The organism is Arthrobacter sp. MPF02, from assembly GCF_046605375.1.
Lineage (GTDB): Bacteria > Actinomycetota > Actinomycetes > Actinomycetales > Micrococcaceae > Arthrobacter.
In genome coordinates, this window is the sequence record NZ_CP176772.1 from 658,645 (window position 1) to 682,415 (window position 23,771).

27 protein-coding genes and 4 pseudogenes are annotated in these 23,771 nt (G+C 65.8%); 19 read left to right on the forward strand and 12 right to left on the reverse strand.

Features of this window, described 5'->3' with window-relative positions:
* The first annotated feature begins 74 nt into the window (after positions 1-74).
* Both ACLH0K_RS03170 and ACLH0K_RS03175 read left to right on the forward strand, forming a co-directional pair.
* Entirely contained in the window at positions 75-689 is a 615-nt protein-coding gene (locus ACLH0K_RS03170; RefSeq protein WP_411375423.1) for a hypothetical protein, read from the forward strand.
* 69 nt (positions 690-758) lie between these two features.
* Complete coding sequence (locus tag ACLH0K_RS03175; protein WP_411375424.1) at positions 759-1,799, forward strand: alpha/beta fold hydrolase; 1,041 nt, start codon at positions 759-761, stop codon at positions 1,797-1,799.
* Here ACLH0K_RS03175 and ACLH0K_RS03180 read toward each other — a convergent pair.
* Complete coding sequence (locus ACLH0K_RS03180) at positions 1,796-2,626, reverse strand: HAD-IIA family hydrolase (protein ID WP_411375425.1); 831 nt, start codon at positions 2,624-2,626, stop codon at positions 1,796-1,798. The genes ACLH0K_RS03175 and ACLH0K_RS03180 overlap by 4 nt on opposite strands.
* A 51-nt stretch (positions 2,627-2,677) precedes the next feature.
* Here ACLH0K_RS03180 and ACLH0K_RS03185 point away from each other — a divergent pair, with 51 nt between their 5' ends.
* The 3 genes from ACLH0K_RS03185 to ACLH0K_RS03195 all read left to right on the forward strand — a co-directional run bounded on the left by ACLH0K_RS03185 (position 2,678) and on the right by ACLH0K_RS03195 (position 4,951).
* Positions 2,678-3,358, forward strand: coding sequence for a TrmH family RNA methyltransferase (locus ACLH0K_RS03185; RefSeq protein ID WP_411375426.1), 681 nt, complete (start codon positions 2,678-2,680; stop codon positions 3,356-3,358).
* A gap of 148 nt (positions 3,359-3,506) precedes the next feature.
* Entirely contained in the window at positions 3,507-4,526 is a 1,020-nt protein-coding gene (fbaA, locus tag ACLH0K_RS03190; RefSeq protein WP_138138654.1) for a class II fructose-bisphosphate aldolase, read from the forward strand.
* A 2-nt stretch (positions 4,527-4,528) separates the two neighbouring features.
* Positions 4,529-4,951 (forward strand): DUF3151 domain-containing protein, encoded by a 423-nt coding sequence (locus ACLH0K_RS03195; RefSeq protein ID WP_411375427.1) that lies wholly within the window; start codon positions 4,529-4,531, stop codon positions 4,949-4,951.
* A gap of 90 nt (positions 4,952-5,041) precedes the next feature.
* Here the strand turns inward: ACLH0K_RS03195 and ACLH0K_RS03200 are convergent, their stop codons facing one another.
* The gene (locus tag ACLH0K_RS03200) at positions 5,042-5,674 is read right to left on the reverse strand and encodes a uracil-DNA glycosylase (protein ID WP_411375428.1); all 633 of its coding nucleotides are present in this window, start codon (positions 5,672-5,674) and stop codon (positions 5,042-5,044) included.
* A gap of 210 nt (positions 5,675-5,884) precedes the next feature.
* Positions 5,885-6,329 (reverse strand): annotated as a pseudogene (locus tag ACLH0K_RS03205) (epoxyalkane--coenzyme M transferase); the annotation flags it as partial.
* Here ACLH0K_RS03205 and ACLH0K_RS03210 point away from each other — a divergent pair.
* The 6 genes and pseudogenes from ACLH0K_RS03210 (at position 6,273) to ACLH0K_RS03235 (ending at position 11,470) form a co-directional block, all read left to right on the forward strand.
* A pseudogene (locus ACLH0K_RS03210) lies at positions 6,273-7,123 on the forward strand (M14 family zinc carboxypeptidase). The pseudogenes ACLH0K_RS03205 and ACLH0K_RS03210 sit on opposite strands and share 57 nt — an antisense overlap.
* Before the next feature lie 244 nt (positions 7,124-7,367).
* Positions 7,368-8,657, forward strand: a complete 1,290-nt coding sequence (locus tag ACLH0K_RS03215) for an adenylosuccinate synthase (protein WP_411375429.1) — start codon at positions 7,368-7,370, stop codon at positions 8,655-8,657.
* 285 nt (positions 8,658-8,942) lie between these two features.
* Complete coding sequence (locus ACLH0K_RS03220) at positions 8,943-9,284, forward strand: YegP family protein (RefSeq protein ID WP_411375430.1); 342 nt, start codon at positions 8,943-8,945, stop codon at positions 9,282-9,284.
* A gap of 293 nt (positions 9,285-9,577) precedes the next feature.
* Positions 9,578-10,126: pseudogene (locus ACLH0K_RS03225) on the forward strand (RNA polymerase sigma factor).
* Positions 10,123-10,986 (forward strand): hypothetical protein, encoded by an 864-nt coding sequence (locus ACLH0K_RS03230; RefSeq protein ID WP_411375431.1) that lies wholly within the window; start codon positions 10,123-10,125, stop codon positions 10,984-10,986. The pseudogene ACLH0K_RS03225 and the gene ACLH0K_RS03230 overlap by 4 nt, the downstream one beginning before the upstream one ends.
* A gap of 58 nt (positions 10,987-11,044) precedes the next feature.
* Positions 11,045-11,470, forward strand: a complete 426-nt coding sequence (locus tag ACLH0K_RS03235; protein ID WP_411375432.1) for a CoA-binding protein — start codon at positions 11,045-11,047, stop codon at positions 11,468-11,470.
* Between the two features lie 23 nt (positions 11,471-11,493).
* Here ACLH0K_RS03235 and ACLH0K_RS03240 read toward each other — a convergent pair whose 3' ends face one another.
* Positions 11,494-12,519: an isopenicillin N synthase family dioxygenase gene (locus ACLH0K_RS03240; protein ID WP_411375433.1), complete on the reverse strand. Its 1,026-nt coding sequence runs from the start codon at positions 12,517-12,519 to the stop codon at positions 11,494-11,496.
* Positions 12,520-12,565: 46 nt separating this feature from the next.
* Here ACLH0K_RS03240 and ACLH0K_RS03245 point away from each other — a divergent pair, with 46 nt between their 5' ends.
* The 4 genes from ACLH0K_RS03245 to ACLH0K_RS03260 are packed head-to-tail and all read left to right on the forward strand — an operon-like array spanning position 12,566 to position 14,137.
* Positions 12,566-12,979 carry an MmcQ/YjbR family DNA-binding protein gene (locus ACLH0K_RS03245; RefSeq protein ID WP_411375434.1) on the forward strand — a complete coding sequence of 138 codons (414 nt, stop codon included), beginning with the start codon at positions 12,566-12,568 and terminating at the stop codon, positions 12,977-12,979.
* On the forward strand, positions 12,976-13,530 hold the full coding sequence (locus ACLH0K_RS03250; RefSeq protein WP_411375435.1) for a DUF1990 family protein: 555 nt from the start codon (positions 12,976-12,978) through the stop codon (positions 13,528-13,530). Before ACLH0K_RS03245 ends, ACLH0K_RS03250 begins: the two co-directional genes overlap by 4 nt.
* Positions 13,527-13,844: a putative quinol monooxygenase gene (locus ACLH0K_RS03255; protein ID WP_411375436.1), complete on the forward strand. Its 318-nt coding sequence runs from the start codon at positions 13,527-13,529 to the stop codon at positions 13,842-13,844. Before ACLH0K_RS03250 ends, ACLH0K_RS03255 begins: the two co-directional genes overlap by 4 nt.
* Positions 13,844-14,137 carry a DUF503 domain-containing protein gene (locus ACLH0K_RS03260; RefSeq protein ID WP_411375437.1) on the forward strand — a complete coding sequence of 98 codons (294 nt, stop codon included), beginning with the start codon at positions 13,844-13,846 and terminating at the stop codon, positions 14,135-14,137. The genes ACLH0K_RS03255 and ACLH0K_RS03260 overlap by 1 nt, the downstream gene beginning before the upstream one ends.
* Before the next feature lie 5 nt (positions 14,138-14,142).
* Here the strand turns inward: ACLH0K_RS03260 and ACLH0K_RS03265 are convergent, their stop codons facing one another.
* The 4 genes from ACLH0K_RS03265 to purS all read right to left on the reverse strand — a co-directional run bounded on the left by ACLH0K_RS03265 (position 14,143) and on the right by purS (position 18,522).
* On the reverse strand, positions 14,143-14,958 hold the full coding sequence (locus ACLH0K_RS03265) for a GDSL-type esterase/lipase family protein (RefSeq protein ID WP_411375438.1): 816 nt from the start codon (positions 14,956-14,958) through the stop codon (positions 14,143-14,145).
* 153 nt (positions 14,959-15,111) lie between these two features.
* Positions 15,112-17,499, reverse strand: a complete 2,388-nt coding sequence (purL, locus tag ACLH0K_RS03270) for a phosphoribosylformylglycinamidine synthase subunit PurL (protein WP_411375439.1) — start codon at positions 17,497-17,499, stop codon at positions 15,112-15,114.
* Positions 17,499-18,269: a phosphoribosylformylglycinamidine synthase subunit PurQ gene (gene purQ / locus ACLH0K_RS03275; RefSeq protein ID WP_138607487.1), complete on the reverse strand. Its 771-nt coding sequence runs from the start codon at positions 18,267-18,269 to the stop codon at positions 17,499-17,501. Before purQ ends, purL begins: the two co-directional genes overlap by 1 nt.
* 1 nt (position 18,270) lies before the next feature.
* Positions 18,271-18,522 (reverse strand): phosphoribosylformylglycinamidine synthase subunit PurS, encoded by a 252-nt coding sequence (gene purS / locus ACLH0K_RS03280; protein WP_411375440.1) that lies wholly within the window; start codon positions 18,520-18,522, stop codon positions 18,271-18,273.
* A 255-nt stretch (positions 18,523-18,777) separates the two neighbouring features.
* Here purS and ACLH0K_RS03285 point away from each other — a divergent pair, with 255 nt between their 5' ends.
* Positions 18,778-18,963 (forward strand): hypothetical protein, encoded by a 186-nt coding sequence (locus tag ACLH0K_RS03285; protein ID WP_138138669.1) that lies wholly within the window; start codon positions 18,778-18,780, stop codon positions 18,961-18,963.
* 176 nt (positions 18,964-19,139) lie between these two features.
* On the opposite strand, the gene ACLH0K_RS03290 is transcribed toward ACLH0K_RS03285, so the two are convergent.
* The 3 genes from ACLH0K_RS03290 to ACLH0K_RS03300 all read right to left on the reverse strand — a co-directional run bounded on the left by ACLH0K_RS03290 (position 19,140) and on the right by ACLH0K_RS03300 (position 21,145).
* The gene (locus ACLH0K_RS03290) at positions 19,140-20,093 is read right to left on the reverse strand and encodes a 3-methyladenine DNA glycosylase (protein WP_411375441.1); all 954 of its coding nucleotides are present in this window, start codon (positions 20,091-20,093) and stop codon (positions 19,140-19,142) included.
* Positions 20,050-20,610 (reverse strand): SSI family serine proteinase inhibitor, encoded by a 561-nt coding sequence (locus ACLH0K_RS03295; RefSeq protein ID WP_411375442.1) that lies wholly within the window; start codon positions 20,608-20,610, stop codon positions 20,050-20,052. The genes ACLH0K_RS03290 and ACLH0K_RS03295 overlap by 44 nt, the downstream gene beginning before the upstream one ends.
* A 67-nt stretch (positions 20,611-20,677) precedes the next feature.
* Positions 20,678-21,145 (reverse strand): MarR family winged helix-turn-helix transcriptional regulator, encoded by a 468-nt coding sequence (locus tag ACLH0K_RS03300; protein ID WP_411375443.1) that lies wholly within the window; start codon positions 21,143-21,145, stop codon positions 20,678-20,680.
* A gap of 77 nt (positions 21,146-21,222) precedes the next feature.
* On the opposite strand from ACLH0K_RS03300, the gene ACLH0K_RS03305 reads away from it, so the two are divergent.
* Both ACLH0K_RS03305 and ACLH0K_RS03310 read left to right on the forward strand, forming a co-directional pair.
* Positions 21,223-21,465, forward strand: coding sequence for a hypothetical protein (locus tag ACLH0K_RS03305; protein ID WP_411375444.1), 243 nt, complete (start codon positions 21,223-21,225; stop codon positions 21,463-21,465).
* Between the two features lie 153 nt (positions 21,466-21,618).
* Complete coding sequence (locus ACLH0K_RS03310; protein ID WP_411375445.1) at positions 21,619-21,834, forward strand: hypothetical protein; 216 nt, start codon at positions 21,619-21,621, stop codon at positions 21,832-21,834.
* A 95-nt stretch (positions 21,835-21,929) separates the two neighbouring features.
* Here ACLH0K_RS03310 and ACLH0K_RS03315 read toward each other — a convergent pair whose 3' ends face one another.
* Positions 21,930-23,288, reverse strand: coding sequence for an aspartate kinase (locus ACLH0K_RS03315; protein WP_411375446.1), 1,359 nt, complete (start codon positions 23,286-23,288; stop codon positions 21,930-21,932).
* 157 nt (positions 23,289-23,445) lie between these two features.
* Here ACLH0K_RS03315 and ACLH0K_RS03320 point away from each other — a divergent pair.
* Positions 23,446-23,769: pseudogene (locus tag ACLH0K_RS03320) on the forward strand (ATP-binding cassette domain-containing protein); the annotation flags it as partial.
* Between the last annotated feature and the right edge of the window lie 2 nt (positions 23,770-23,771).

Here is a 23,771-nt window from a genome sequence, read left to right on the forward strand (position 1 = left end):
TTGTGCCCGGCTCCTGCGGGGGTTAGGCTTGCCGAGGTTGAGCCGACAGCCATAGACCTTCTTTTGGAGTACCTATGGACCGGGCCCTGAACGCTTTCGTTCACCTGGATGTCCCCGCCGACACCGTTCGCATCGACGTCCGGGGAACCCTCACCCACGAATCGCGCCCCGACCTTATCCACATCATCCGCCGCATCAGGCGAATGGGGCTGCGCTCGCACATCCGGGTGGACCTCTCCCAGGCCGCACTGGTCGAATCCCCTGCCCTGGCAGGATTGCGGGCCGACCTGACCGCCATGGACGTCCATGCCACTCCGGGCATTTCCAGCCCAGGTGTGTCGCTTCACCTCACACCCGCCGCTGACATTGCGATACGACCCGCAGCCCCGCTGGCCCGGCCCCTGGTCCTCGTGGACGATGACGGCCCTTTCCTGCTGGACGGGATGGACGGGTTTCCGGACCTGCCGGCATCCCGGCTTGAAGAGCTGTTTGGCCGGCAGCTGGCTGAGTATTCGGACGAGGAACTGCTGGACGCCAGTGACTGCCTGTTCGCGCTGCTGGACAACCCCAGTGCGTTCGGAGGGCCGGATTTGCTGGGGCGGTACAACGACATCGGGCAGGAAATCCTGCGCCGCCAGCAGGATCCACAGGAACCGTTCCCGGCAGCGGAAGGGCAGGCGGCCAGCTGACCCGGCGTCACTGAATGGTTACACCGCGGTCCTTGCGGGGGCGTCTTCGGTTGTGCCTACGGTAGTGGCGTGCCGTATGAGGGGGAGGTAAATCCGCAGGACCGGCGCGGGGCACCCGCCGCACGCCTGCTGACGGAAGCCGCTGCCCTAAAACAATTCTCGCGCCGCGCCTTCCTCACCTGGGCCGGCTCCTCCGGCCTGCTTGCCGCGGACATGCTCCTCACCCGGCAGGTCCAGTCGCAGCGCCAGACGGAAAAAATCCTTCCCGTTTCCGACCAGTTCGCGGACCTGTACTACCCGGATGCCAGCTGGTTCCTCTTTCCCGGTTACAAAACCAGTTGGGAAGAAGCGCAGTGGATCCTGAATTCGCTTCGCGGCTCCCTCAACAAGCGGGCACGGCTGGCAGCCGTAGGGTATTCAAACCAGGGGCTGGACATCGACGACGTGGTCATCGCGGTGATCGAGTACGTCCGGGCCCAGAAGCTCACCAAGCTGTACTTCTATGGCCACAGCTTCGGTGGCATGGTGGCCACGCAGGTGGCGGCGCGCCTGCTGGAGATCCACGGCGTGGAAGTTGAGTTCATCGTGCTGGATTCCAGCCCCTACAGTAAGCACGACGTCCTGGACCAGAGCTGGTTCGACGGCGTGGTGTTCCTTTACGAGCGCGGCTTCCGGTTCCCGTCCACCCTCCGCGGCGGCTATGAGCTGGGTGAGCGGGTGATCCACAAGGACGAGCGGAGCTGGCGGCAAATCCTGGACCAGACGTTGGAACAGCTGTCGCCGATCGCACCGTCCAGCGTGCTGATCCAGACGGAGTCCGCATACATCTACCACTTCGACGGCGCCCGCTTCGCCGGGAAGATCGGCGACGCGAAAATGGCGTACATCGGCAACCCCAGGGACCGCACTGTCCGTTACCAGACGGCGGCCGAGGCCTGGGCGGTGGCGTACAAGGACAACATGGTGTCCACGGATTTGCAGACCACCGGCGCCGCCCCCGCCCACGCCAGCCCCGGCTGGAACCCCAACGTGTACAACCCGCTGTTGGAGGAGCTGCTGGACGGGTTCTTCCCGCTGCCACGCGGCGGCTCGCGGGTGAGCGTGTTCTAAATCTGGTTCTTAAGGTCCGCCACGGAATTCAGGACCTGGTTTGGCCGGAACGGGAACGCACCAATGTCCTCGCGCCGGGTGATGCCGGTCAGGACCAGGACGGTATGCAGACCCGCCTCCATGCCGGCCACTATGTCTGTGTCCATGCGGTCGCCGATCATGGCCGTCGTCTCTGAGTGCGCGTCGATCTGGTTCATGGCGGAACGGAACATCATCGGGTTGGGCTTGCCCACCACATAGGGTTCCCGGTCCGTGGCCTTGGTGATGAGGGCGGCGATGGCGCCGGTCGCCGGCAGGGGGCCGTCCTTGGACGGCCCGGTGGCGTCCGGGTTGGTGGCGATGAATCGTGCCCCGGCCAGGATGAGGCGGATGGCGGTGGTGATCGCCTCAAAGGAATACGTGCGCGTTTCGCCGAGCACAACGAAGTCCGGGTCCTGGTCCGTGAGGATGAAACCTGCCTCGTGCAGCGCCGTCGTCAGCCCTGCCTCGCCGATGGTGTACGCGCGGTTGCCGGACCCGGAACCCTGCACCTGGTCCTTCAGGAACTGTGCGGTGGCCAGGGCGGAGGTCCAAATGTTTTCCTCAGGTACCTCAAGGCCGGAGGCACGGAGCCGGGCGGCCAGGTCGCGGGGCGTAAAGATGGAATTGTTGGTGAGCACCAGGAAACGCTTCGACGTGTCCACCCACCGCTGGATGAGTTCCGCGGCGCCGGGAACGGCCTGGTTTTCGTGCACGAGCACACCGTCCATGTCCGTCAGCCAGCACTCGATCTCCTGGCCGCTGCGGTAAACCGCCGGGTTGCTAACTACCTGGTCTGCTTCTGCCACGCTTGCCTCCACCGGTGATGATTGGTCCAGTGGCCAGTCTAGTGTTGAGGTGTGAACCAAACGCCCGGCACGCCTGACCCCGCCAACCCGCAGCCCGAGGAGGCCGGGGCACCCAAGGCGGAGGTCGGCGTCGGGCCCTGGGAAGGCGAGCTTCCCGAAGGCGACCACTGGGACCCGAACCTTTTGGCCGACGGCGACCGGCGCAATGTGCTGGACAAGTACCGTTACTGGAAGCACGAGGCGATCGTGGCGGAGCTGGACTCGCGCCGGCACAACTTCCACGTGGCCATCGAAAACTGGCAGCACGACCTCAACATCGGCACGGTGGTGCGCACCGCAAACGCCTTCCTTGCCAAGGAAGTGCACATCATCGGACGACGGCGGTGGAACAGGCGCGGCGCCATGGTCACCGACCGCTACCAGCACGTCCGCCACCACCCCACGGTGGAGGACTTTGTGGCGTGGGCGCAGGGGGAAGGGCTGGCGATCATCGGGGTGGACATCTTCCCGGACTCGGTGCCGCTGGAGACCTACGACCTGCCGCGGGACTGCGTGCTGGTATTCGGGCAGGAGGGCCCCGGGCTGACGCCGGAGGTGCACCAGGCCGCGCAGGCGACCTTATCCATTGAGCAGTTCGGCTCCACCCGGTCCATAAACGCCGCTTCCGCCGCGGCCATCGCCATGCACGCGTGGGTGCGCCGGCACGTCTTCAACCAGCACGTCCAGTGCTGATCCGGCGCCGAATGCCAACTAGCGGGAGTGTTACCGCCCGCAGACGCGGATCGTCCGGCGCTGTGGCGGATATCGCTAGGATGGGTGCTAGCCGTACAGCGGTCTTCGGGTCTCCAGCCCTCAGACGAAACTCAGCATAGGAGTCAGCATGCCCATTGCAACCCCAGAGATCTACTCCGAGATGATCGACCGCGCGAAGGCGGGCGGCTTCGCGTACCCGGCGGTGAACGTGACGTCCTCGCAGACGCTGAACGCGGCGCTGCGCGGCTTCGCCGAGGCCGAGTCGGACGGCATCGTCCAGGTTTCCACCGGCGGTGCCGCCTACTGGTCAGGCGCCTCCACCAAGGACATGGTCGCCGGTTCGCTGGGCTTCGCGGCGTTCGCCCGCGAGGTGGCCAAGAACTACGGCGTGAACATCGCCCTGCACACGGACCACTGCCCCAAGGACAAGCTGGACGGCTTTGTCCTGCCGCTGCTGGCCGCCTCCGAGGCCGAGGTCAAGGCCGGCCGCAACCCGCTGTTCAACTCCCACATGTGGGACGGCTCCGCCGAGACGCTGCAGGAGAACCTGCGCATCGCCCGCGAACTGCTGGAGCGCACCGCTGCCGCCAAGATGATCCTCGAGGTTGAGATCGGCACTGTGGGCGGCGAAGAGGACGGTGTTGAGAACGAGATCAACGAAAAGCTGTACACCACTGTCGAGGACGCCCTGGCCACCGTCGAGGCCTTGGGCGCAGGCGAGAACGGCCGCTACATCACGGCTCTGACCTTCGGCAACGTGCACGGCGTGTACAAGCCCGGCGGCGTGAAGCTCCGCCCGGAGATCCTGAAGGACATCCAGGCCCAGGTTGGCGCCAGGATCGGCAAGGAAAACCCGTTCGACCTGGTGTTCCACGGCGGCTCCGGCTCCTCGGACCAGGAAATCGCCGACGCTGTCTCCTACGGCACCATCAAGATGAACATCGACACCGACACCCAGTACGCCTACACGCGCCCGGTGGCCGACCACATGTTCAAGAACTACGACGGCGTCCTGAAGGTTGACGGCGAAGTGGGCAACAAGAAGACCTACGATCCCCGCGTCTGGGGCGCCTCGGCCGAAGCCGGACTGGCAGCCCGCGTGGTGGAAGCCACCAAGCAGCTCGGTTCCGCCGGAAAGACCTTCTAGGAATGTCCGACGAGTTCCGTAGGAACCTGATGGGCCCCGAGCCCACGCTCCTGCCTGCCGAGACCGAGGTCTACCAGCAGCTGGACGCGGGCCAGGAGCCGCTGGACCTCGTGGCCAAGCATCCTACGTCGTCCCTGCTGTGGGCCATCCTCGCCGAAGAGGCGTGGATGGAGGGGCGCACCATCGACTCCTACGCCTACGCCCGGGTGGGCTACCACCGCGGCCTGGATTCCCTGCGCCGTAACGGCTGGCGGGGCGCCGGTCCCATCCCGTGGGAGCACGAGCCCAACCGCGGGTTCCTGCGCGCCCTGTACTCGCTGGGCCGGGCTTCGGCCGCCATCGGCGAGGCGGAGGAACCGGAGCGCATCGCAAAGTTCCTCCAGGACTCAGACCCCGCGGCCAAGGCAGCGATCGAAGGCAAGTAAAAGAACGACGGCGGGCGGTCACCTTTCGGGGAAGGTGACCGCCCGCCGTCGTTCCCACCGCAGGTTCGGTGGCTCCTTGGCAGGAGCGGTTTAGACGGCGCGCTGCAGACCCGTGCGGGCCATGGCGTCGGCGTAGGCAACGCGCATTTCCTGGAGGTACTCCTCCTGGCGGGCCGGCGAACCGGCAAAGGCGCGGCCGCTCAGTGAACGGACCTTGTAGGTCTTCAGGCCGCGCCGCCAGAGGAGCGGCACTTCGGTCTTGAGGAGCAGGTTGGCCAGGCGGTTTGCCTCGGTGCCGTGCGCGACAATGACGGAGGCACGGGGAACCAGCGCCAGGAACTTGAGCAGCGGCTTGAGGCCGGCCTGGACCTGGTCCGGGGTGAACTTGCCGTTCGGCTCACCCGGGATGTGCCAGGGGTGCACGTTCCACGGCATAACGTACTCGGGGCGCAGGCCCAGCTTCCACTGGATGCCAAGCATGCGGGTGGCGGCGTCCTGGTCGCCTGCGGTGATGAAACCGGACTGGTCCGCCCCGCCGATGTTGGAAAACAGGCTGACGATCCGGCACTCTTCGACGTCGTGCATGGGATCCACATATGGCACCACGCTGCCGGGCCTGGCTTCCTGGAGGGAATCGCACAGTTCGTTGACGGCGGCGACGTTGGGTTCGTAGCGGCGGCTCAGGAGCTGCTCATGGAAGGATTCGGGGGCCAGGGCTGTCATGTACTGCTGGTTCTCCTGCGGGGATTGGCGGTGCTTCCCGCCGGCGGAGTTGGGCGCGCCAAGGCGCGCCGCATCAGCGGCGGTGATTTGGGGTGGGCCGGCTCCTGGCCGGCCTTGTCCAGTCTAGCAAGCCCCGGGAAGTGATACGCCGGCTGCCCCTTCCGGTGATTGAAGGCACAACCGGCGTATCCGGCTTCAGCAGGTGACTGGTTACCAGAGGCGCTTGGTGGCGCGGCGCGCTCCTTCCCCGAGCGACTCGAGCTTGGCGAAGGCAATCTGCGGATGGACCCTTCCGCCCAGCCCGCAATCCGTGGAGGCGATGACGTTTCTCCCGGCCCACAACCTCGGCGAAACGGACAATCCCGTCCGCCACAAGGTCAGGGTGCTTTACCACGTTGGTCGCGTGGGACACGACGCCGGGGATGATGACTTTGCCCTCGGGGAGCTTGGTGTCCTGCCAGACTCGCCACTCGTGCTCGTGGCGCACGTTGGCAGCCTCGAAGGAGTAACCGCCGGCGTTGATCTGGAGCATCGTGTCCACCAGGTCCGCGAGGGGAAGGTCCGTGATGTGCGGGCCGTGCCAGGAGCCCCAGCAGAGATGGAAGCGGACCTGCTCTTCAGGGAGGCCCCGCAGGGCGTAGTTCAGCGCCTCCACACCCTTGCTGTTTCCGGAGCCCTGGCACTGGCCGTCCTGGCCTGTCCCGCTCCGCTGGCGCACGCCGTGGGCGAGGGGCCGAACTATGACGGCAACGGCCAAATCACCAACTCGAAGCTGGCCACCTATGACCAGATAATCTCCTTCCTGAAGGACCAGGACGCCCGCCAGCCAGCAATGGAGCTGGAAGTAATCGGACAGACGGTCAAAGGCCGCGACATCCACCTGGTCAAGTACATCTCGGACCCGGCCACGCCCACCATCCTGTACCTGACCCAGCAGCACGGCAATGAGCAGCTGACCACCGAGGGCGCGCTGGAGTTCATCAAGCACCTGGGCACCGGCAAGTCCGCGGGCATCCTGGACGGCGTGAACATCCTCGTCGTACCCATGCTCAACGCGGACGGCGCCATGGGCGATGTGAACTTCTCCCTGGAGGACTACATCGCCAAGGGCGACCGCAACATGACCCGCTACAACGCCCAGGGCGTGGACCTCAACCGGGACCACGTGGCCAAGATCCAGCCCGAAACCCAGGCGCTGCACAACAACGTCATGAGCAAGTACCGCATCGACTACATGATCGACCTGCACCACCAGGGCACCCGCAGCCCCTGGACGGCTACGCCCTGGGCCTGCGCAGTAACGGCTACCTGATCAAGCAGACGGTGACCACCCTGACGGCCACTGCCGCTGCGATCGCTGACGGTTCCATCGCCGACGCCGACACCTCCTTCTGGGACAGCCTCGCCGAGCAGACGTCCCGGCCGGGTGGGGAAGCCGACGACGAGTAAAACCGCGGCGTGCCGCCGTTGCGCTCCTTTACCTTCCGTAAAGAGGAGCGCGACGGCGCATCCGGTGGACAAAGTCCGCCATCCGCTAAACTTGGGTGGTAAGAGCCCCGGGGCCGTCGCGCTGCTGTTTCCTTGCGGAACGGCGGAAAGCCGGTCCACTCGGGGCATTCTCATGAACGGCGCAGCGCCGGACCGCCACGCAAAGGCCGGCCCCGGGCAGCCCGAACGAATGGGGGAGGATCCCATGCCAGCAATTGTGATCGTAGGAGCCCAGTGGGGCGACGAAGGTAAGGGCAAGGCCACCGACCTGCTGGGCGGCCGCGTTGACTACGTCGTCAAGCCGAACGGCGGCAACAACGCCGGGCACACCGTCGTCGTAGGCGGTGAGAAGTACGAACTCAAACTCCTGCCGGCAGGCATTCTCAGCCCCAACGCCGTCCCGATCATCGGCAACGGCTGTGTGGTGAACCTCGAAGCACTCTTCCAGGAAATTGACGGCCTCCAGGCCCGCGGCGCCGACACCTCCAAGCTGCGCGTCTCCGCCAACGCGCATCTGGTTGCCCCTTACCACCAGGTCCTGGACAAGGTGACCGAACGCTTCCTCGGCAAGCGTGCCATCGGCACCACCGGACGCGGCATCGGTCCTGCCTACATGGACAAGGTGGCCCGCCTCGGCATCCGCGTACAGGACGTCTTTGACGAGTCCATCCTCCGCCAGAAGGTGGAGGGATCGCTGCGCCAGAAGAACGAGCTGCTCGTCAAGGTCTACAACCGCCGCGGCGTGGTGGTGGACGAGATCGTCGAGTACTTCCTGTCCTTCGCCGAGCGCCTCCGCCCCCTGGTCATCGACAGCACCCTGGTCCTGAATGCCGCCCTGGATGAAGGCAAGGTTGTCCTGATGGAAGGCGGCCAGGCTACCTTCCTGGACGTGGACCACGGCACCTACCCCTTCGTGACCTCGTCCAACCCCACCGCCGGCGGAGCGTCCGTGGGCTCCGGCATCGGCCCCACCCGCATCTCCCGCTCCATAGGCATCATCAAGGCGTACACCACCCGTGTCGGCGCGGGCCCGTTCCCCACGGAACTCTTTGACGACATGGGCGTGTACCTGCAGAAGACCGGCGGCGAGTTCGGCGTCAACACGGGCCGCCCGCGCCGGTGCGGCTGGTACGACGCCGTCCTGGCCCGCCATGCCTCCCGGGTCAACGGCTTCACGGACTACTTCGTAACAAAGCTGGACGTCCTCACCGGCATCGAACAGATCCCCGTTTGCGTGGCCTACGACGTGGACGGCGTCCGCCATGACGAAATGCCCATGACGCAGACCGAGTTCCACCACGCCAAGCCCATCTTCGAGTACTTCGACGGCTGGACCGAGGACATCACCGGTGCCCGGACTCTTGCCGACCTTCCGGAGAACGCCCGCAACTACGTGCTTGCCCTGGAGAAGCTGTCAGGTACCCGCTTTTCCGCAATCGGGGTGGGGCCGGACCGGGACCAGACCATCGTGGTGAACGACCTCATCAACGACTGACACCAGCGGTTCTTTGGAAAGGACAACGGCGGGTCACCCTTGCGGGTGGCCCGCCGTTGCCTTGCCTTTGGGGTAAGGAGGGCGACGAGTGGCTGCAATTTACACAGGCTTTACCTGCCCTGTCTTGTTGGGGGTGGGGTGCGCGCCGCACACTCTTTAATCACCAGGTGAATTGCTCACCAGACGGTTCCACCCACAACCCGCGGAAGACAACGCAGCGATGCGACCGGCCCATCCGGCACGATGACGTCGCCAGCAGGATCCCGCAGACCGGAAGGATTCGCTATGGCCGGGAACTTTGAAGTGTTTGTTGACTCGGAGTCACTGTTTAGGTTCCGCCTCCTGGGCCCGGACGGCACAGTTATGGCCGTTTCCCGGGCCTTCGAGGATAAGACCGCGGTGGCAGCCGGGATCGCCGCAGTCCGCGAGTGCGCCGGCACGGGGCTCGTCACGGACCTCTGCCCCCCAGGTGCGGTTGTCCGCCCGGCTCCTGCCGCTGAGGCCGTATCCGTTGCCCGGCCGGACTGCCGCCTGCGCATGCCTGTGAAAGCACACCCGGCCGCCCTTGCCGCCGGGTCCCGGAAACTTGCCGCAACCCCACGCTGGATCCGCGTCCTGGCATCCTGAGCGCAGCGGCGTTCAAACTTTCTCAAAAGTTTTTCAAAAATGCGTAACCCTTTCGGCCTCCGCAGCGATTACCCATATGTAGCGCCGGCCTGGAACATGTCCCCCATCACGTTCCAGGCCGGCTCTTTCAATGCCGGCGGCAGGGACAGATGCGATGTGCCGGACCGGTAGCGCCCGTGGCGGTTCCGGACGCGCCAGTTACTGAAGGGTAAAGTAAGGCGGGGCAAAGGCATTCCCGCGGTGGGCTGCCAACCCGGCCACAGCATCCCTCCTTGGTTGAAAGCACTACGTCCGTGACCGATGCACTGACTGACGAGGCTCTGCGGGACGAACCCCGCCAAGCCGTCTTCAGCCTCGTTTACCGGGCCTATGCATCACAGGTACTGGGCTATCTCACGGCCCGGGGAGTCGAGGATCCGGAGGCCGCAATGCAGGAAGTATTCCTGGCCGTCCTTCCGCGGCTCGACTCAGTCCAGGGCGGCGTAGCGGGGTTGCGCACATTGCTCTTCTCGGTGGCCCACGCGCGCATGGTGGACGACCACCGCCGGCAAAGCCGCGCCCCCGTGAAGTTGCCCTTTGAACCGGACCTGGACCGGCGCGAGGATTTCTCGGCGGAAACGGAGGTGCTGGAACGCATAGCGCTGCAGGAGGTCCTCGGTCTCCTGGACGGCCTTGCGGACGACCAGCGGGAGGCCCTGTCGCTCCGCCTCGTGGCCGGTCTCACCGTGGAGCAGTCAGCAGAGGCCATGGGCAAGAGCGCCGGGGCAATCTAGCAGCTTCAGAGGCGGGCAATTTTCAAGCTCCGCGAGCTTGCGGCAGTGAAGGAGTACTTGAAGCCATGACGTCCCAAGACACGCTGCACGTCCTGGTTGACGAGATGCTTCTCGACGCCGGCGAGGCAGCGGACGCACAGCTGCGTACGGCCCTTCTGTCGATCGGATCGCTTTCGTCCCTTCCTGCCCCCGAACCCACCGGTGACCTCGCCAGGCTGATTACCGCCGCCGCCGCGCCCGCCGACGAACTGGCGCGCCGCCGTCGTCGCCGTCCCTTCAACCATCCCACTGCCCTGGGACTTGCCCTGCTGGCCGGGATGGGGACCGGCATTGGCGGCGTGGCTGCCAGTTCAGCCGCTCCCGTCCAGGCAGGCAGCAGCCTTTCCGTGCAGGACATGCTCGAAGACTGGACCCCCTCCTGGACGATCCGGGCACAGCTGCCGGAACCCGGGTTCCCGGACCCCGCTGCCGTGTCATCGGTGGTTGGGGTCCCTTCCACGCCTGCTCCGGTAGTGGATCCTGAACCAGCCGGCAGCCATACTCCCGAACCGGCAGGCGGGCAGTTGGCCGTAGCCGAAGAATCGATGCCCGGAGTGCCCGCTGCGGCGTCCGGGAACCCGCCTTCGCAGGCACCGAACGCCGCGGCCGGCAACCCCGACAGCAGCAGGAAGGGCGCGGCGCGGGTGCCTAACGGAGCCGGCGCGAAAGGTCCGGCTCCGGCCCCTATAAGTGCCGGGCAGCCGCAAGGCGCAGATCCTGCCGTCCCGGCCGAAGCGGACACAGTCACCAGCGCCGCCGCCGGGGAAAGTGACGGCACGGTCGGGCGTCTGGTGAAGCCCCTGGCGGAAGTTCTCCGGCCGGCCGGGGCTGCTCCCGGAAGTCCTGCCGGAACGCCCGTGGATGCCTGGCTCCAGAAGTTCCAGCGATAGTTCAGGAAGCGCGCGGGCATTTGGCAAGTCCCACGTCTCCCGCAGGTAGGCTGGGCGCATGCCGCACACTAACGATCCCGCTGTTATCGAACGCCTGATGCGGACCAAGGGGCGGTGGGCAATCGTGGGTCTCACCACCAACGAATGGCGCGCCGCCTACGACACCTCACTGTTCATCAGGGACCGCATGGGGATGGAAATCATCCCTGTCAACCTGCCCGGCGATGCCGTGCACGGCGAACAGGGGTACCGCAGCCTCCATGACATTCCCGCTGAAAAGCACCCCATCGACGTCGTTGACTGCTTTGTTAATTCCCAACGGGTGGGTGCCGTGGTGGACGAGGCGATTGCGGTGGGTGCGAAGGCCGTCTGGCTTCAGCTGGGTGTGATCGACGAAGCTGCTGTGGCGCGGGCAAAGGCCGCCGGACTGGATGTGGTGATGGATGTCTGCCCGGCACAGCAGGCCTGGAAGTACAACCTCTGACTCCAAGGCGGAAACGCGTCCTATCACTTCAGCAGGTGCGGATAGTGGCGTTCGGTGACATCCGGGTGCGCCCGCATCCGGCCCTTGAGCATGTTGAGCCCGAAGGTGGCCAGCAGGGGATTCGCGGGATCGTCCGTGATGCCCCTGGCCGCCGCCTTCAACTCGGGCGGCAGCGGGACAGGATCGATGACGGCGTCCAGCCGCGGCGACCAGAAGAAGGGCACAGAGTAACGGTCCACGCCCGGCGGGGGAGCCTGTACCCGGTGGATGGTGGCAGCCAGGTATCCCTCGGTGGCCACCTCCAGCATCTCGCCCAGGTTCACCACCAAGGCGCCGGGAATGGGTTCAACGGGCAGCCAGCCCGACGCGCCGGGAGGTTGCACTTCAAGTCCACCCACCTGGTCCTGCAGCAGGAGGGTGACAAAACCGTAGTCCGCGTGCGAGCCCACGCCCTGGTCGCCGGCTTCCTCCACCACGCCGCCTACGTAGTGCACGAGTTTCCCCATCCAGGCCGGGGCGTCACGGAAAGGCTCGTCGAAGTAGTCTTCCGGAAGCTGGAGGGATACAGCGATGGCCCGCAGCAGTTCCATGCCCACAGTTGACATCAGCTCCGCCCATTCCATCGCAGCGGGCTTTAGCTCCGGAAAGGCCTCGTCAGGCCACAGGTTGGGCCCCTGGAGCAGCCAGTACGGCTGGTCCGGCGGGTAGTCGCTGACAGGTTCACGTTCGGGGGAGTAGTCGATTTGTTCCCGGGCGTCCGCCCGGCCCTGGGTTACCTCCGTGCCCATGCGCGTGTATCCGCGGAAATGCGGGGACAGCCGGTTATCAAGCTTCAGGCGCTCCTCAAGGGGCAGGTCGAAGAAACGCCGGATCACGTCCAGCAGGTGTTCGGCCTGCTCCGGGGACCCTCCATAACCGGTGAGCTGGAAGAAGCCCACGTTATGGGTGGCGTAGCGCAACTGCTCGATGAATTCCGGACTGAAAGACCCGTAGGGCTGCCGTGCGGTGCTCAGGTCAAGAACAGGTATGCTGCCCTGATCGTGTGACATCCTCGCAGACTAGCACCGCTCCGGCCCGCTTTATAGGCTGTCCTGCATGGACCCTGACGCGCTAAGGGCAATCTGCCTCTCGTTTCCCGGCACCTACGAGGACTATCCGTTTGGGCCGGAGACGGCTGTATTTAAGGTACGCGCCCGGACCGTCCGCGGCGGGCAGGAAGGAAAGCTGTTCGCGCTGTCCTCTCTGGATTTCCGTGACTTCTACGTGAACCTCAAGTGCGAGCCGTCCCTGGCGGTGCAGCTGCGCGCCGCCCATCCAGAAATTACGGGGGCCTGGCACATGAACAAGACCCACTGGAACGGCGTTCGGCTGGACGGATCGCTGCCGGACGGCATGGTCCGCGACATGGTGGAGGATTCCTATGACCTCGTGGTTGCCGGACTGAGCCGGAAGCAGCAGGAACAGCTGGGCTGGGCCCGGCTCGCGGGCTCCGAAGATGGGGGCTCTTGACTAGCAGGCAAGTGGCGAAAGGCGCGTTGAACTACCCGGGGGCGGGGAGCACCGAACAGGGGACGGCTCCGCAGGGGTATGCCCAGGTCCTGGAAGAGGCGCATTTGGGCAACGGGATGGACGTTTACCGTCGCGTGGCAGCCGGGATCCTCGGCTGGGACCTGCACCGGCGGGCCGGCCTGCGCGTGCGCGCGGATTCACCAACGGTTGTGCCGGGTGCACGCGTTGTGTCCGGATTCGGCGTCGGACCCTTCCGGCTGCCTGCCCCATGCCAGGTGGTGTGGGTCCGGGAGCCGTTGCCGGACGGCACGCCCCAGTCAGCCGGCTTCGGCTATGGGACTTTGCCCGGCCACCCGGCGCGCGGTGAGGAATCGTTTGAGGTCCGCATCAACAAAGCCGGTGACGTGTCCTTACGGATCACGGCTTTTAGCAAGCCGGCCAACTGGTTTTATGCCACGGGCGGACGCGTGACCCGGGCGGCGCAGCGGTACGTAACGTCCCGGTACATTGAAGGGGCACGCCAACTCGCCTCGGAAGGAACATCCCCGTGATCTTCATCGTCGTTAAATTCAAGGTTAAGCCGGAATGGTCGGAGCGGTGGCCGGACCTCGTTGCCGACTTCACCCGGGCAACGCGTGCGGAGCCGGGAAACCTTTGGTTTGACTGGTCCCGCAGCCTCGAGGACCCGAACGAGTACGTCCTCGTGGAGGCGTTCAAGGACGACGCCGCCGGCGACCACGTCAACAGCGCCCACTTCAAGAAGGGCCTTGAGGACATGCGCCAGGCCCTCGCCGAAACCCCCAGGATCATCAGCCGCCAGCTCGACGGCGAAGGCTGGGACCGGATGGGGGAGCTCACCATCTGATGTGGATCGGCTGGATCGAGTTCGACATCCTGCTCGGCGACGTCCACAGCCTGAAGGGAAAGCGGTCCGTCATCAGGCCACTGCTCGCCGAACTCAAGCGCCGCTTTGATGTGTCCGTCGCCGAGGTGGGGGACCATGACCAGTACCGGCGCACCAAAGTCGGCGTGGGCATGGTGGCAGCGGACCGGGGTCACCTCGTGGAGGTGCTTGACGCCGTCGACCGCTTTGTGGCCGGACGCCCCGAGATCGAACTGCTCAGCGCCCGGCAACGGGAGCTGCACAGCGAGGACTGACCCTGTCAGCGTTGCCAGGCCGCGTTCCAGGTGATCCCGGCAAGGAGGGCCTGGCCGCTGACCCCCGGGTGGAAGTAGTCGAGGGAGCTGATGTCGCCGGCAACGAATGTGTGGGCGTAGACAGCCCCGCCATCATGACGGCAGCGCACGTACCCCGCGCAGGTTTCTGCCAGCACCGCATTGAAGGCGAGTTGGCGCTCGACGACCTGCCTGCGCATCTCCTCAGTGTTGGAGCCAGCGAGCATCGACGGGCAGATTCCCGCGGACCAGGCTGCCCGTGCGTCCGGGTCGTCCTGCAGGACTTCCCACAACCGGTAAAGGTTGGGAATGCTGCTCACGAAGACCAGCGGGCGTGGCCGCATCCGGTCCAGGATGGCCAGAGCCTCGTCCACACTTGCCTGGAAGTCACCAACGGCAGTCATGCTCCCCGCTGAAGCCGCACAGAGGTCGTTGGCCCCTGCCAGGACCGTTACGTATTCGGCTTGCTGGGCGGCCGCCGCGGCTGCCTGGCGGGGCAGGTCGGACACTCTCGCCCCGCTGACGGCGTAATTGAAATTCTGTCCCCTGATTCCGGGACTGAACTGCAAGAGCCGTTCGTAGTGGCTGATAACGCCGTCATCCGCGCCGCTGCCTGTCGACCAGGATTGATCGGGGCGGTCGCCAGGGCCGCAGCAGGCATTGTTGGCCCGGGTGATGGAGTCGCCCAGGGCAGCTATGCTGCGCGGGTAGCCGTCCCTACCCACTTGCGGTGTTGGCGCCGCAGCGACCATGACGAGTGCAGGCAGCACCAGCATTGCCAGGAACCGTGCCACCTTGCCCATATCACGATTAAAACGGAAACCGCGGCGGTCCGGACCCGAACACCCTTGTTCGGGTGCGAGGTCCGGACCGCCGCGGTTGAAGGGCGGCGGTGGATGGGCCCACGCCGCCGGGGTTCCCTGGCCGGGCTTGCGAGGCGAGGGCGGCGGTGGGGATTAGCCGAAGTACTTCGGCAGAGTCCCTTCGTGGGCTTCGCGAAGGGCATCGAGGGACATGCTGTCCACGCCGTTGATCTCCAGCTTTCCGCTGGCCGCGTCCACCACGCCGATGCGGGTATGGGCGAAGCCGCGGGCCTTGCACATGTCAGTGAACCGGACCTCTTCCGAGCGCGGGACACCCACGACGGCGCGGCCCTGCGACTCGGAGAACAACGCCGTGAACAGGTCCACGCCGTCGCGGTCGAGGACATCCTGCAGCGCAATCCGGGCGCCGACGCCGTAGCGCAGCGAGGACTCCACCAGGGCTGCGGCGAGGCCGCCCTCAGAGAGGTCATGCGCGGAGTCGATCATGCCGTCGCGGGACGCGTTGATCAGGATCTCGCCCAGGGCGCGTTCGGCCTCGAGGTCCACCTTGGGCGGCTGGCCGCCCAGATGGCCGCGCAGGTTGGCCCACTCGGAACCGTCCAGCTCGGCAGCGGTGGTGCCCAGCAGGTAGATTGCCTGGCCGTCCTCACGCCAGCCCGACGGCGTGCGGCGGGCGACGTCGTCGAGCTTGCCCAGGACCGCCACCACGGGGGAGGGGTGGATGGGGGTGGTGCCCGTCTGGTTGTACAGGGACACGTTGCCGCCGGTAACCGGGATGCCCAGCACCTGGCAGGCGTCGGACAGGCCGCGGATGGCTTCGGCGAGCTGCCACATGACGTCCGGGTCCTCGGGGGAACCGAAGTTGAGGCAGTCGCTGACGGCCATGGGAACTGCGCCGGAGGTGGCGACGTTGCGGTAGGCCTCGGCCAGCGCCAGCTGCGCGCCGTGGTACGGGTCCAGGTAGGTGTAGCGGCCGTTGGCGTCGGTGGCCAGGGCAACACCCAGGCCGGACTCCTCGTCCACGCGGACCACGCCGGCGTCGTCGGGGAACGCCATGGACGTGTTGCCGCCCACGTAGCGGTCGTACTGGTCGGTAATCCAGGACTTGGAGCACATGTTTGGCGACGCCACGAGCTCGGTGACGGCCTTGGCCAGCTCAGCCGGAGCCGCCGGTCGGCCGGCGTCCTGCACGGAGCCGGTGAAGGTGTCTGCCTGGACGGCGTCCTGCCACTCGGGACGGGCAAACGGACGGTCGTAGACCGGGCCGTCGTGCGCGACGGTGCGGGGATCGACGTCGACAATCACCTCGCCTTCCCAGGTGATGATCAGGCGGCCGGTGTCGGTGACCTCGCCCAGCCAGGAGTACTCCACGGCCCACTTGTCCATCACGGCCTCGAACGCTTCCACGTTCTCCGGCGTGACAACGGCCATCATGCGTTCCTGCGACTCGGACATCAGGATCTCGCCCGGGGTCAGCGTGGGGTCCCGCAGCAGGACGGAGGTCAGCTCGACCTGCATGCCGCCGTCGCCGTTGGAGGCCAGCTCGGACGTGGCGCAGGAGATGCCTGCAGCGCCAAGGTCCTGGATACCTTCCACCAGGGAACCCTTGAACAGCTCAAGGCAGCACTCGATGAGGACCTTCTCGGCGAACGGATCGCCCACCTGCACGGCGGGGCGCTTGGAGGGCTTGGTGTCGTCGAAGGACTCCGAAGCCAGCACGGAGGCACCGCCGATGCCGTCGCCGCCGGTGCGGGCACCGAACAGGACCACCTTGTTGCCCTTGCCGGAGGCGTTGGCCAGGCGGATGTCCTCGTGCCGCATGACGCCAACAGCGAGGGCGTTCACCAGCGGGTTGCCCTGGTAGACGGAATCAAAGACCATTTCGCCGCCGATGTTCGGCAGGCCCAGGGAGTTGCCGTAGCCGCCGATGCCGGCCACCGCACCATGCATGACGCGCGCGGTGTCCGGGTGGTCGATCGCGCCGAAGCGCAGCGGGTCCATGACGGCAACCGGGCGGGCGCCCATGGAGATGATGTCGCGGACAATGCCGCCGATGCCGGTCGCGGCGCCCTGGTAAGGCTCAACGAACGACGGCGAGTTGTGCGATTCGATCTTGAAAGTTACGGCCCAGCCGTCCCCCAGGTTGGTCACACCGGCGTTTTCACCGATGCCCACCAGCATGTCCTTCTTCATCTCCGGAGTCACCTTCTCGCCGAACTGGCGCAGGTGGTTCTTCGAGGACTTGTAGGAGCAGTGTTCGCTCCACATGACGGAGTACATGGCCAGCTCGGCGCCGGTGGGGCGGCGGCCCAGGACCTTGACTATCTCGTCAAACTCGTTCTGCTTCAGGCCCAGTTCGGCCCAGGGCAGTTCGGTGTCCGGAGTCTTCGCGGCATGCTCAACGGTGTCGATGTTGAACTTCTTGACTTGGGTGATGGCACCCGGGGCTGCGGTGGGCGAGGCGGCGGCGGTTGCCGTGCCTCCGCCGTCGGTGATGGAGCCTGTCGAGATCCCGGTCATTACTTGCCTCCCACAATCTTGGTCAAAACGGAGGTGAAGAAGCCCAGCCCGTCGGTGTCGGACCCGCCGACTCCGTCCAGCGACTCGGGGCCGAAGCCGGCCTCCACGGCATGTTCGGGGTGCGGCATGAGGCCCACCACGTTACCGGCGGCGTTGGAAATGCCGGCAATGTCGCGGCGGGAGCCGTTGGGGTTGAACCCCACGTAGCGGAACACCACGCGGCCCTCTGCCTCGAGCGCGTCCAGGGTCTTTTCGTCCGCGATGTACTGGCCGTCCTGGTTCTTCAGTGGGATGGTGATCTCCTGGCCGGCCTGGTAGTCCACCGTCCACGCGGTGTTGCTGTTCTCGACGCGCAGTACCTGGTCGCGGCACAGGAACTTCAGGTGGTCGTTCTTGATCATCGAACCGGGCAGCAGGTGCGATTCGGTCAGGATCTGGAAGCCGTTGCAGATGCCGAGCACGGGGAGCTTCGCGTCGCTGTTGGCGGCGTCGATAATTTTGGACATCAGCGGGGCGAAACGCGCGATGGCGCCGGCGCGCAGGTAGTCGCCGTAGGAGAAACCGCCCGGAAGGATGACCGCATCAACGTCGCCAAGTTCCTTGTCCGCGTGCCAGAGTTCGACGGCGGTTCCGCCGGCGAGGCGCACGGCGCGGGCGGCGTCGCGGTCATCCAGGGTACCGGGGAAGGTGACGACGCCGATGCGGGCACCGGCGAGGGGCGGTTCTGCGGCGACGGTGCTGGCCTCGCCGATCAGGGGAAGTTCAGTCATGTCAGGCCTCGATGACCTCGACGTTGACGACGTCCTCGATCACGGGGTTGGAGAGCAGGGTCTCGGCGGCGTCGCGGGCCTGGGCAAGGATGTCCTCGGTCACCTCGCCGTCGACCATCAATTCGAAACGCTTGCCCTGGCGGACAGAGCTGAAGCTGGTAAAGCCCAGGCGGGGGAGAGCGCCGACGATCGCCTTCCCCTGCGGGTCCAGAATCTCGGGCTTGGGCATGACGTCAACAACGATCCGGGGCATCCGGTAACTCCTGTGCGTGAGCTTGGGTAAGGGCGCAGCGGAGTGATGCCGTCTCACGCCGTACCGGGTGTTGGGGACAAGGTGGTCAACAGTGAGGACGGGCGCTCCGCGAGCTTGCCATACCATTCTACCGGCCGGAATGGCCATACCTGTATTCGGCGGTTCGCAGCCTCCTTCTGCGCTTGCCTGCGCCGCAAGGGGGCCTCGCAGGGCCCGGTTCTGGAGTTGCCGGGGCGGCTTCATTAGGATTGCTGGATGACAGAAAAATCGAAGTCCGTCCTGTTGCCGATGGTCGCAGCGGCCGTGTTCGCGGGCCTCGGCAGGATGGTGCTGCAGAAGGTGAAGGCTGACCGGCTGGCCCGGCAGAACCGGGTGGCCGGCCCCGTTGACGAGAAGACGCGGCAGTGGATCAGCGACGTTGTCCGCACCCCACGGCAGTAACCTGGTAAAGACCTTCTGTCAGTGAGCAGGGCGCCCTCCGGGGTGCCCTTTTTCGTGCGGCCCGCCGCACCCGCCCGGCCAGTACATCGTAAAAACGTCAGACTTCCCGTCCGCCGCCAGCCGGAATACGCGTTCGACGGCGCCAGGGTCCTCCCTAAGCCGGATGGTCAGGTTGATCACCGGGCTCCCACCGCCGTTGCGGCGGACAGCGCCCCGGCGAGCCTTTCCCGCAGCAGCGCCGCCTCGGCGGCGAAAGAGCGCTGGTGTTCCACGTAGGCGGCCTTCCCCTGCGCTGTCTCGATGGGAATCGCGGGATAGCCCCACTCCTCCAGGTCGTAAGGGGAAGCCTGCATGTCCATGGCACGGATCCGCCACGACAGTTCGAAGCAGTCCATGACCAGTTCACTTGGAAGCAGGGGCAGCAGCTTGTAGGCCCACTTGTACAGGTCCATGTTGGCGTGCAGGCAGCCCGGCTGCTCCATGTGCCGCTGGTTTTCACGGCTCGGTGCGAACTCGTTCAGGACAGTGGCATCAGGTGTGTAGAAGCGGAAGGCGTCAAAGTGCGTGCAGCGGATGCGGTTGTCCTCCACCACCTTGTCCGTTCCTGCGGATCCCAGCCGCAGTTGAAGGTATTCGTGGCGCAGGTCGAACCTGTCCTGGTGGTAGACCATCGCCCACTCGTGCAGGCCGAAGCAGCCAAACTGCGCGGGCCGCGCAGCAGTGTTCCGGAGGATGATCCCGGCAAACGCCACCGCTTCCTTGCGGTCGGCAAGAAAGCCGGCCACGTCAACGGTAACGGCAGTGCTGCCCGCAGGCAGCCCCAGGGCGGCGAGCCCGCCGTCGTCGAGCCTTCTGTAGTGCTTCCATTCAGCGCGGGCTGCCGCCTCGTCCCCCAGCAGGATGGTGCCCGCACCGGGATGCCAGCGGCGGAGCTGTCCGGGTTTCTGGGTGTAGTAGGTGAAGAGGAAATCCTCAACGGGGTGCTTTTGCCCGGCCGAGCGCCGTGCCAGGTAGGGATCGGCGTAGCGGCTGACACGCTGCTGGTGGGCATCCTCAAGTGCCCGCCATTCGTCCGCCGCCAAGACCCTAAGCTGCTCCACCGGCGTGGCCCAAAATATCCCTGGCCGCATCCCAGGCGCTGATCTCACAGCCGTTGGTACGTGCAAATTCCGCGTCCACCGCCATTCCGTCCACAACGCCGGAGACGGTGGCTGTTTGGGGCCCACCGTACTGTTGGGTGCACGCCTGCGCAGTGCTTTGGGTGTTGGGACTCAGCAAGGAGGGCTTCTCCTGGATGGCGGCGCAGGCGGCGCCAGGTGCAGGATGGCTGCTCTCTGCGGCCGGTACGCCGGCCTCGCACACCAGCGTGTAGCTGACCTCCGGCTCACCCTCAGCGGGTATGACGGTGACAGCAAGCTCGGCGTTGCCCTGCCCGGGACCTGCCGGAGGGGCGGAAATTTCCGGGGCCGGCGCGGGGACGGATGTTTCCGTGTCAGGAGATGGCGACGGCGTGGCACCGGCTGCCCCCGACGGGGACGTAGCCGGGGCCGAAGACGCGGCGGAGCCGCCGACCGGCGCGGATGAGCAGGACGACAACAATGCGGCAGCGGTTGCCAGCGCTGCCAGCTGCGGCCATATCTCACGCATTGACGGGTGCCTTTCCCATCCTTCGATTCTAGCTGCAAGCGTTGTCCTCCCGGCCCTGCGGGCGCGGTCAGGAATTGCCCTCCGAAGTTGCGGCAATAAGTCGCATCATGGACGCGTGCAGTTCGGTGACCTGGCTCCGGGTCAACCCGAGCCGTTCCATCATGGTGCCTGGCACCTCAAGGGCCTGCTGCCTCAGGGCTGCTCCCTTGGGCGTCAGGTCTACAGCAAGCGCGCGCTCGTTGCCGTTGGCCCGGCCGCGGGTGATAAGGCCGGCGGCCTCCAGCCGGCGCAGGAGGGGTGAGATAGTGGCCGGTTCCTGCGCCAATGCTTCGCTGATGTTCCGCACCGTGCGCGGGCTGCTCTCCCAAAGGCACAGCATGACGAGGTATTGCGGGTGGGTCAGGTTGAGCTTCTCAAGGACGGGCTTATATGCCCCCACAACGCTTCTGGCCGCCACTGTCAGGGCGAAGCAGAGCTGGTGTTCCAGGAGCAGGTCCTCTTCCTGCCCCGCAGCTGGCGTAACGGCAGTCGTCATGGCGCCTCCAAGTGTTAGTGCACTAATTATTAGCGTACACTTCTAGGCGGAACAGCGACAGCGGAAGGAGCCGGCAAATGGGCAAGGGCAACGCGCGGGACAAGGGCAGCGCATCACAGCGGTTCATGCGGGCTACCGGCAAACTGCGCGCCATCTTCGGCCCGGCCAACCGCTCCTCCCTGGTGCACGAGATGACTGATGAGAACCGCAGGCTGCTGGAGCAGCGCCAGGCGGAAACCCGGCAGTGGGAAACGATCACCCGGGCGGACGGCAGTACTTATGTGGTGCCCCGCAATCCGGAGGACAAGTCCCTGCGCTGATCCGCCAAAACCGGTTCCCCGGGCAGCCTTTGCAGGCCCCGGTTTGCCTTGTGCCCGGCTCCTTTTCCTGCCCCGGGGCGTAAAATTAGGGCACTGCCTCCCCCATGAGGCAGCAAGCTCTTGGCCCGATAACCGGGAAGGGGGTGGAAAACAGTGGCACATGTAGTCAGCGGGTTCATGAACGTTACGGAGAGGCTTCGGTTCTTCTTCGGGCCTGCCACGCGGCTGGACGCCGATTCGCCGGTAGTGCACAAGCATGACGAGTTCGAACAGGCCTCCGAGGAGGATCTCTCGCACTTCGTGGTGGAAACCGATTCGGCCGGCCACCATTACGCTGTCCGCCGCGAGGACCTTGAGCGGTATACCTAGGCAACCGGCCCTGCATCCGCACTAACGCCAAAAGCCGGTCCGCTGCCCGTGTCAACGGGCGGCGGACCGGCTTTTGGCGTAATTATGTAGCCAGGCTACCGGCCAGTGCCGCCGTAAACGGTGGCTTCCTGTTCCGCATCCAGGCCGAAGGCCTTATGGATTACGCGCACCGCTTCATCCAGCAGGTCTGCGTGGGTGACCACGGAGATGCGGATCTCCGAGGTGGAAATCATGTTGATGTTGATGCCGGCGTCGGACAGGGCCTTGAAGAATGTGGCGGACACCCCCGGGTGGGAGCGCATGCCGGCACCGATCAGCGAAAGCTTGCCGATCTGCTCGTTGTACTCGATGCTTTCGAAGCCGATCTGGTCCTGCGCCGCGTGCAGGGCAGCGAGGGCGTCGGCGCCTTCAACGATTGGCAGCGTGAACGAGATATCCGTACGGCCGGTGCCGTGCGTGGACACGTTCTGCACGATCATGTCGATGTTGGAGTGGGCGTCGGCGATGACCTGGAAGATGGCGGCGGCCTTGCCGGGGATGTCCGGAACGCCAACTACGGTGACCTTGGCTTCGGAACGGTCGTGTGCAACGCCGGAGATGATTGGCTGCTCCAAGGCAACTCCCTCTTGTGTGGTGATCTTGTCTTCGGCGCTGGGGATGACCCAGGTGCCTTCGTGCTGGCTGAATGAGGAGCGGACGTGCAGGGGCACGCCGAACCTGCGGGCGTACTCGACGCAGCGAAGGTGCAGGATCTTTGCGCCGGATGCGGCCAGCTCGAGCATTTCCTCGCTGGAGATGGTCTCGATCTTTTGTGCCGAGGGAGCCACGCGCGGATCGGCTGTGAAGATACCGTCAACGTCCGTGTAGATCTCGCAGACGTCGGCTTCCAGGGCGGCTGCGAGCGCCACTGCCGTGGTGTCTGAACCGCCACGGCCCAGCGTGGTGATCTCGTTGGTGGCCCGGCTCATGCCCTGGAAGCCGGCCACAATCGCGATGTTGCCTTTGTCCAGCGCGGTGCGGATGCGGTGAGGATCGACGTCGATAATCCGGGCCTTGCCGTGGATACCATCCGTGATCATGCCGGCCTGGGATCCGGTGAAGGACTGCGCGGAGGCGCCCAGCTTGTTGATGGCCATTGCCAGCAGCGCCATGGAGATGCGCTCACCTGCGGACAGCAGCATGTCCATTTCTCGGGCGGGAGCGGAATCGGTGACCTGTGCGGCGAGGTCCAGGAGTTCGTCAGTGGTGTCACCCATGGCGGAGACCACAACCACTACCTCATTGCCGGCCTCCTGCGCGTCGACCACACGCTTGGCGACCCGCTTGATGCCGTCCGCGTCGGCCACCGAGGACCCGCCGAACTTCTGCACGATGAGCTGTTTGGTCACCGCACGGCCCGTGGGCAGCACCTGCGGCTGGGTTGCTTTGTGCACTTCGGTGGTGGGCGTACTCATGCGCGTACCTTCATTGGATCGGTGTGGAGGCCAGGCAGCCTGACGCCGGAACGGCGGGACTTCCTCCGACAGTTTATCGCCGCGTGCAGTGCGGGGTGGAATTGTGACCCGAACCCAGCGGGCAGGAAACCCCGCTTCAGGACCGCAGGCGTAGGCGGAGATACTGGAGCGGGTCCGCCTGCCCGGGCTTGCCGACCAGCCTGCCCGGGTGCTGTTCCGCGGACAACAGCAGAGGCTGAGCCTCGCGCGGGCGCTGATCCACGATCCCGCCGTCCTGCTCCTGGACGGGCCTGCGTCGGGCCTGGATCCAGGCTCGCGGGTGGAGCTGCGGGTCATGCTCAGGCAGCTTGCGGCCGACGGGAAGGCCGTGGTGGTGTCCTCCCACGTCCTGAGCGGGCTTGACGAGATTGGCGACCGAGCTGTCTTCGTGAACAAGGGGCGGACCGTCCGGCAGCAAACAACAGAGGAAGCCGCGGCAGCAGA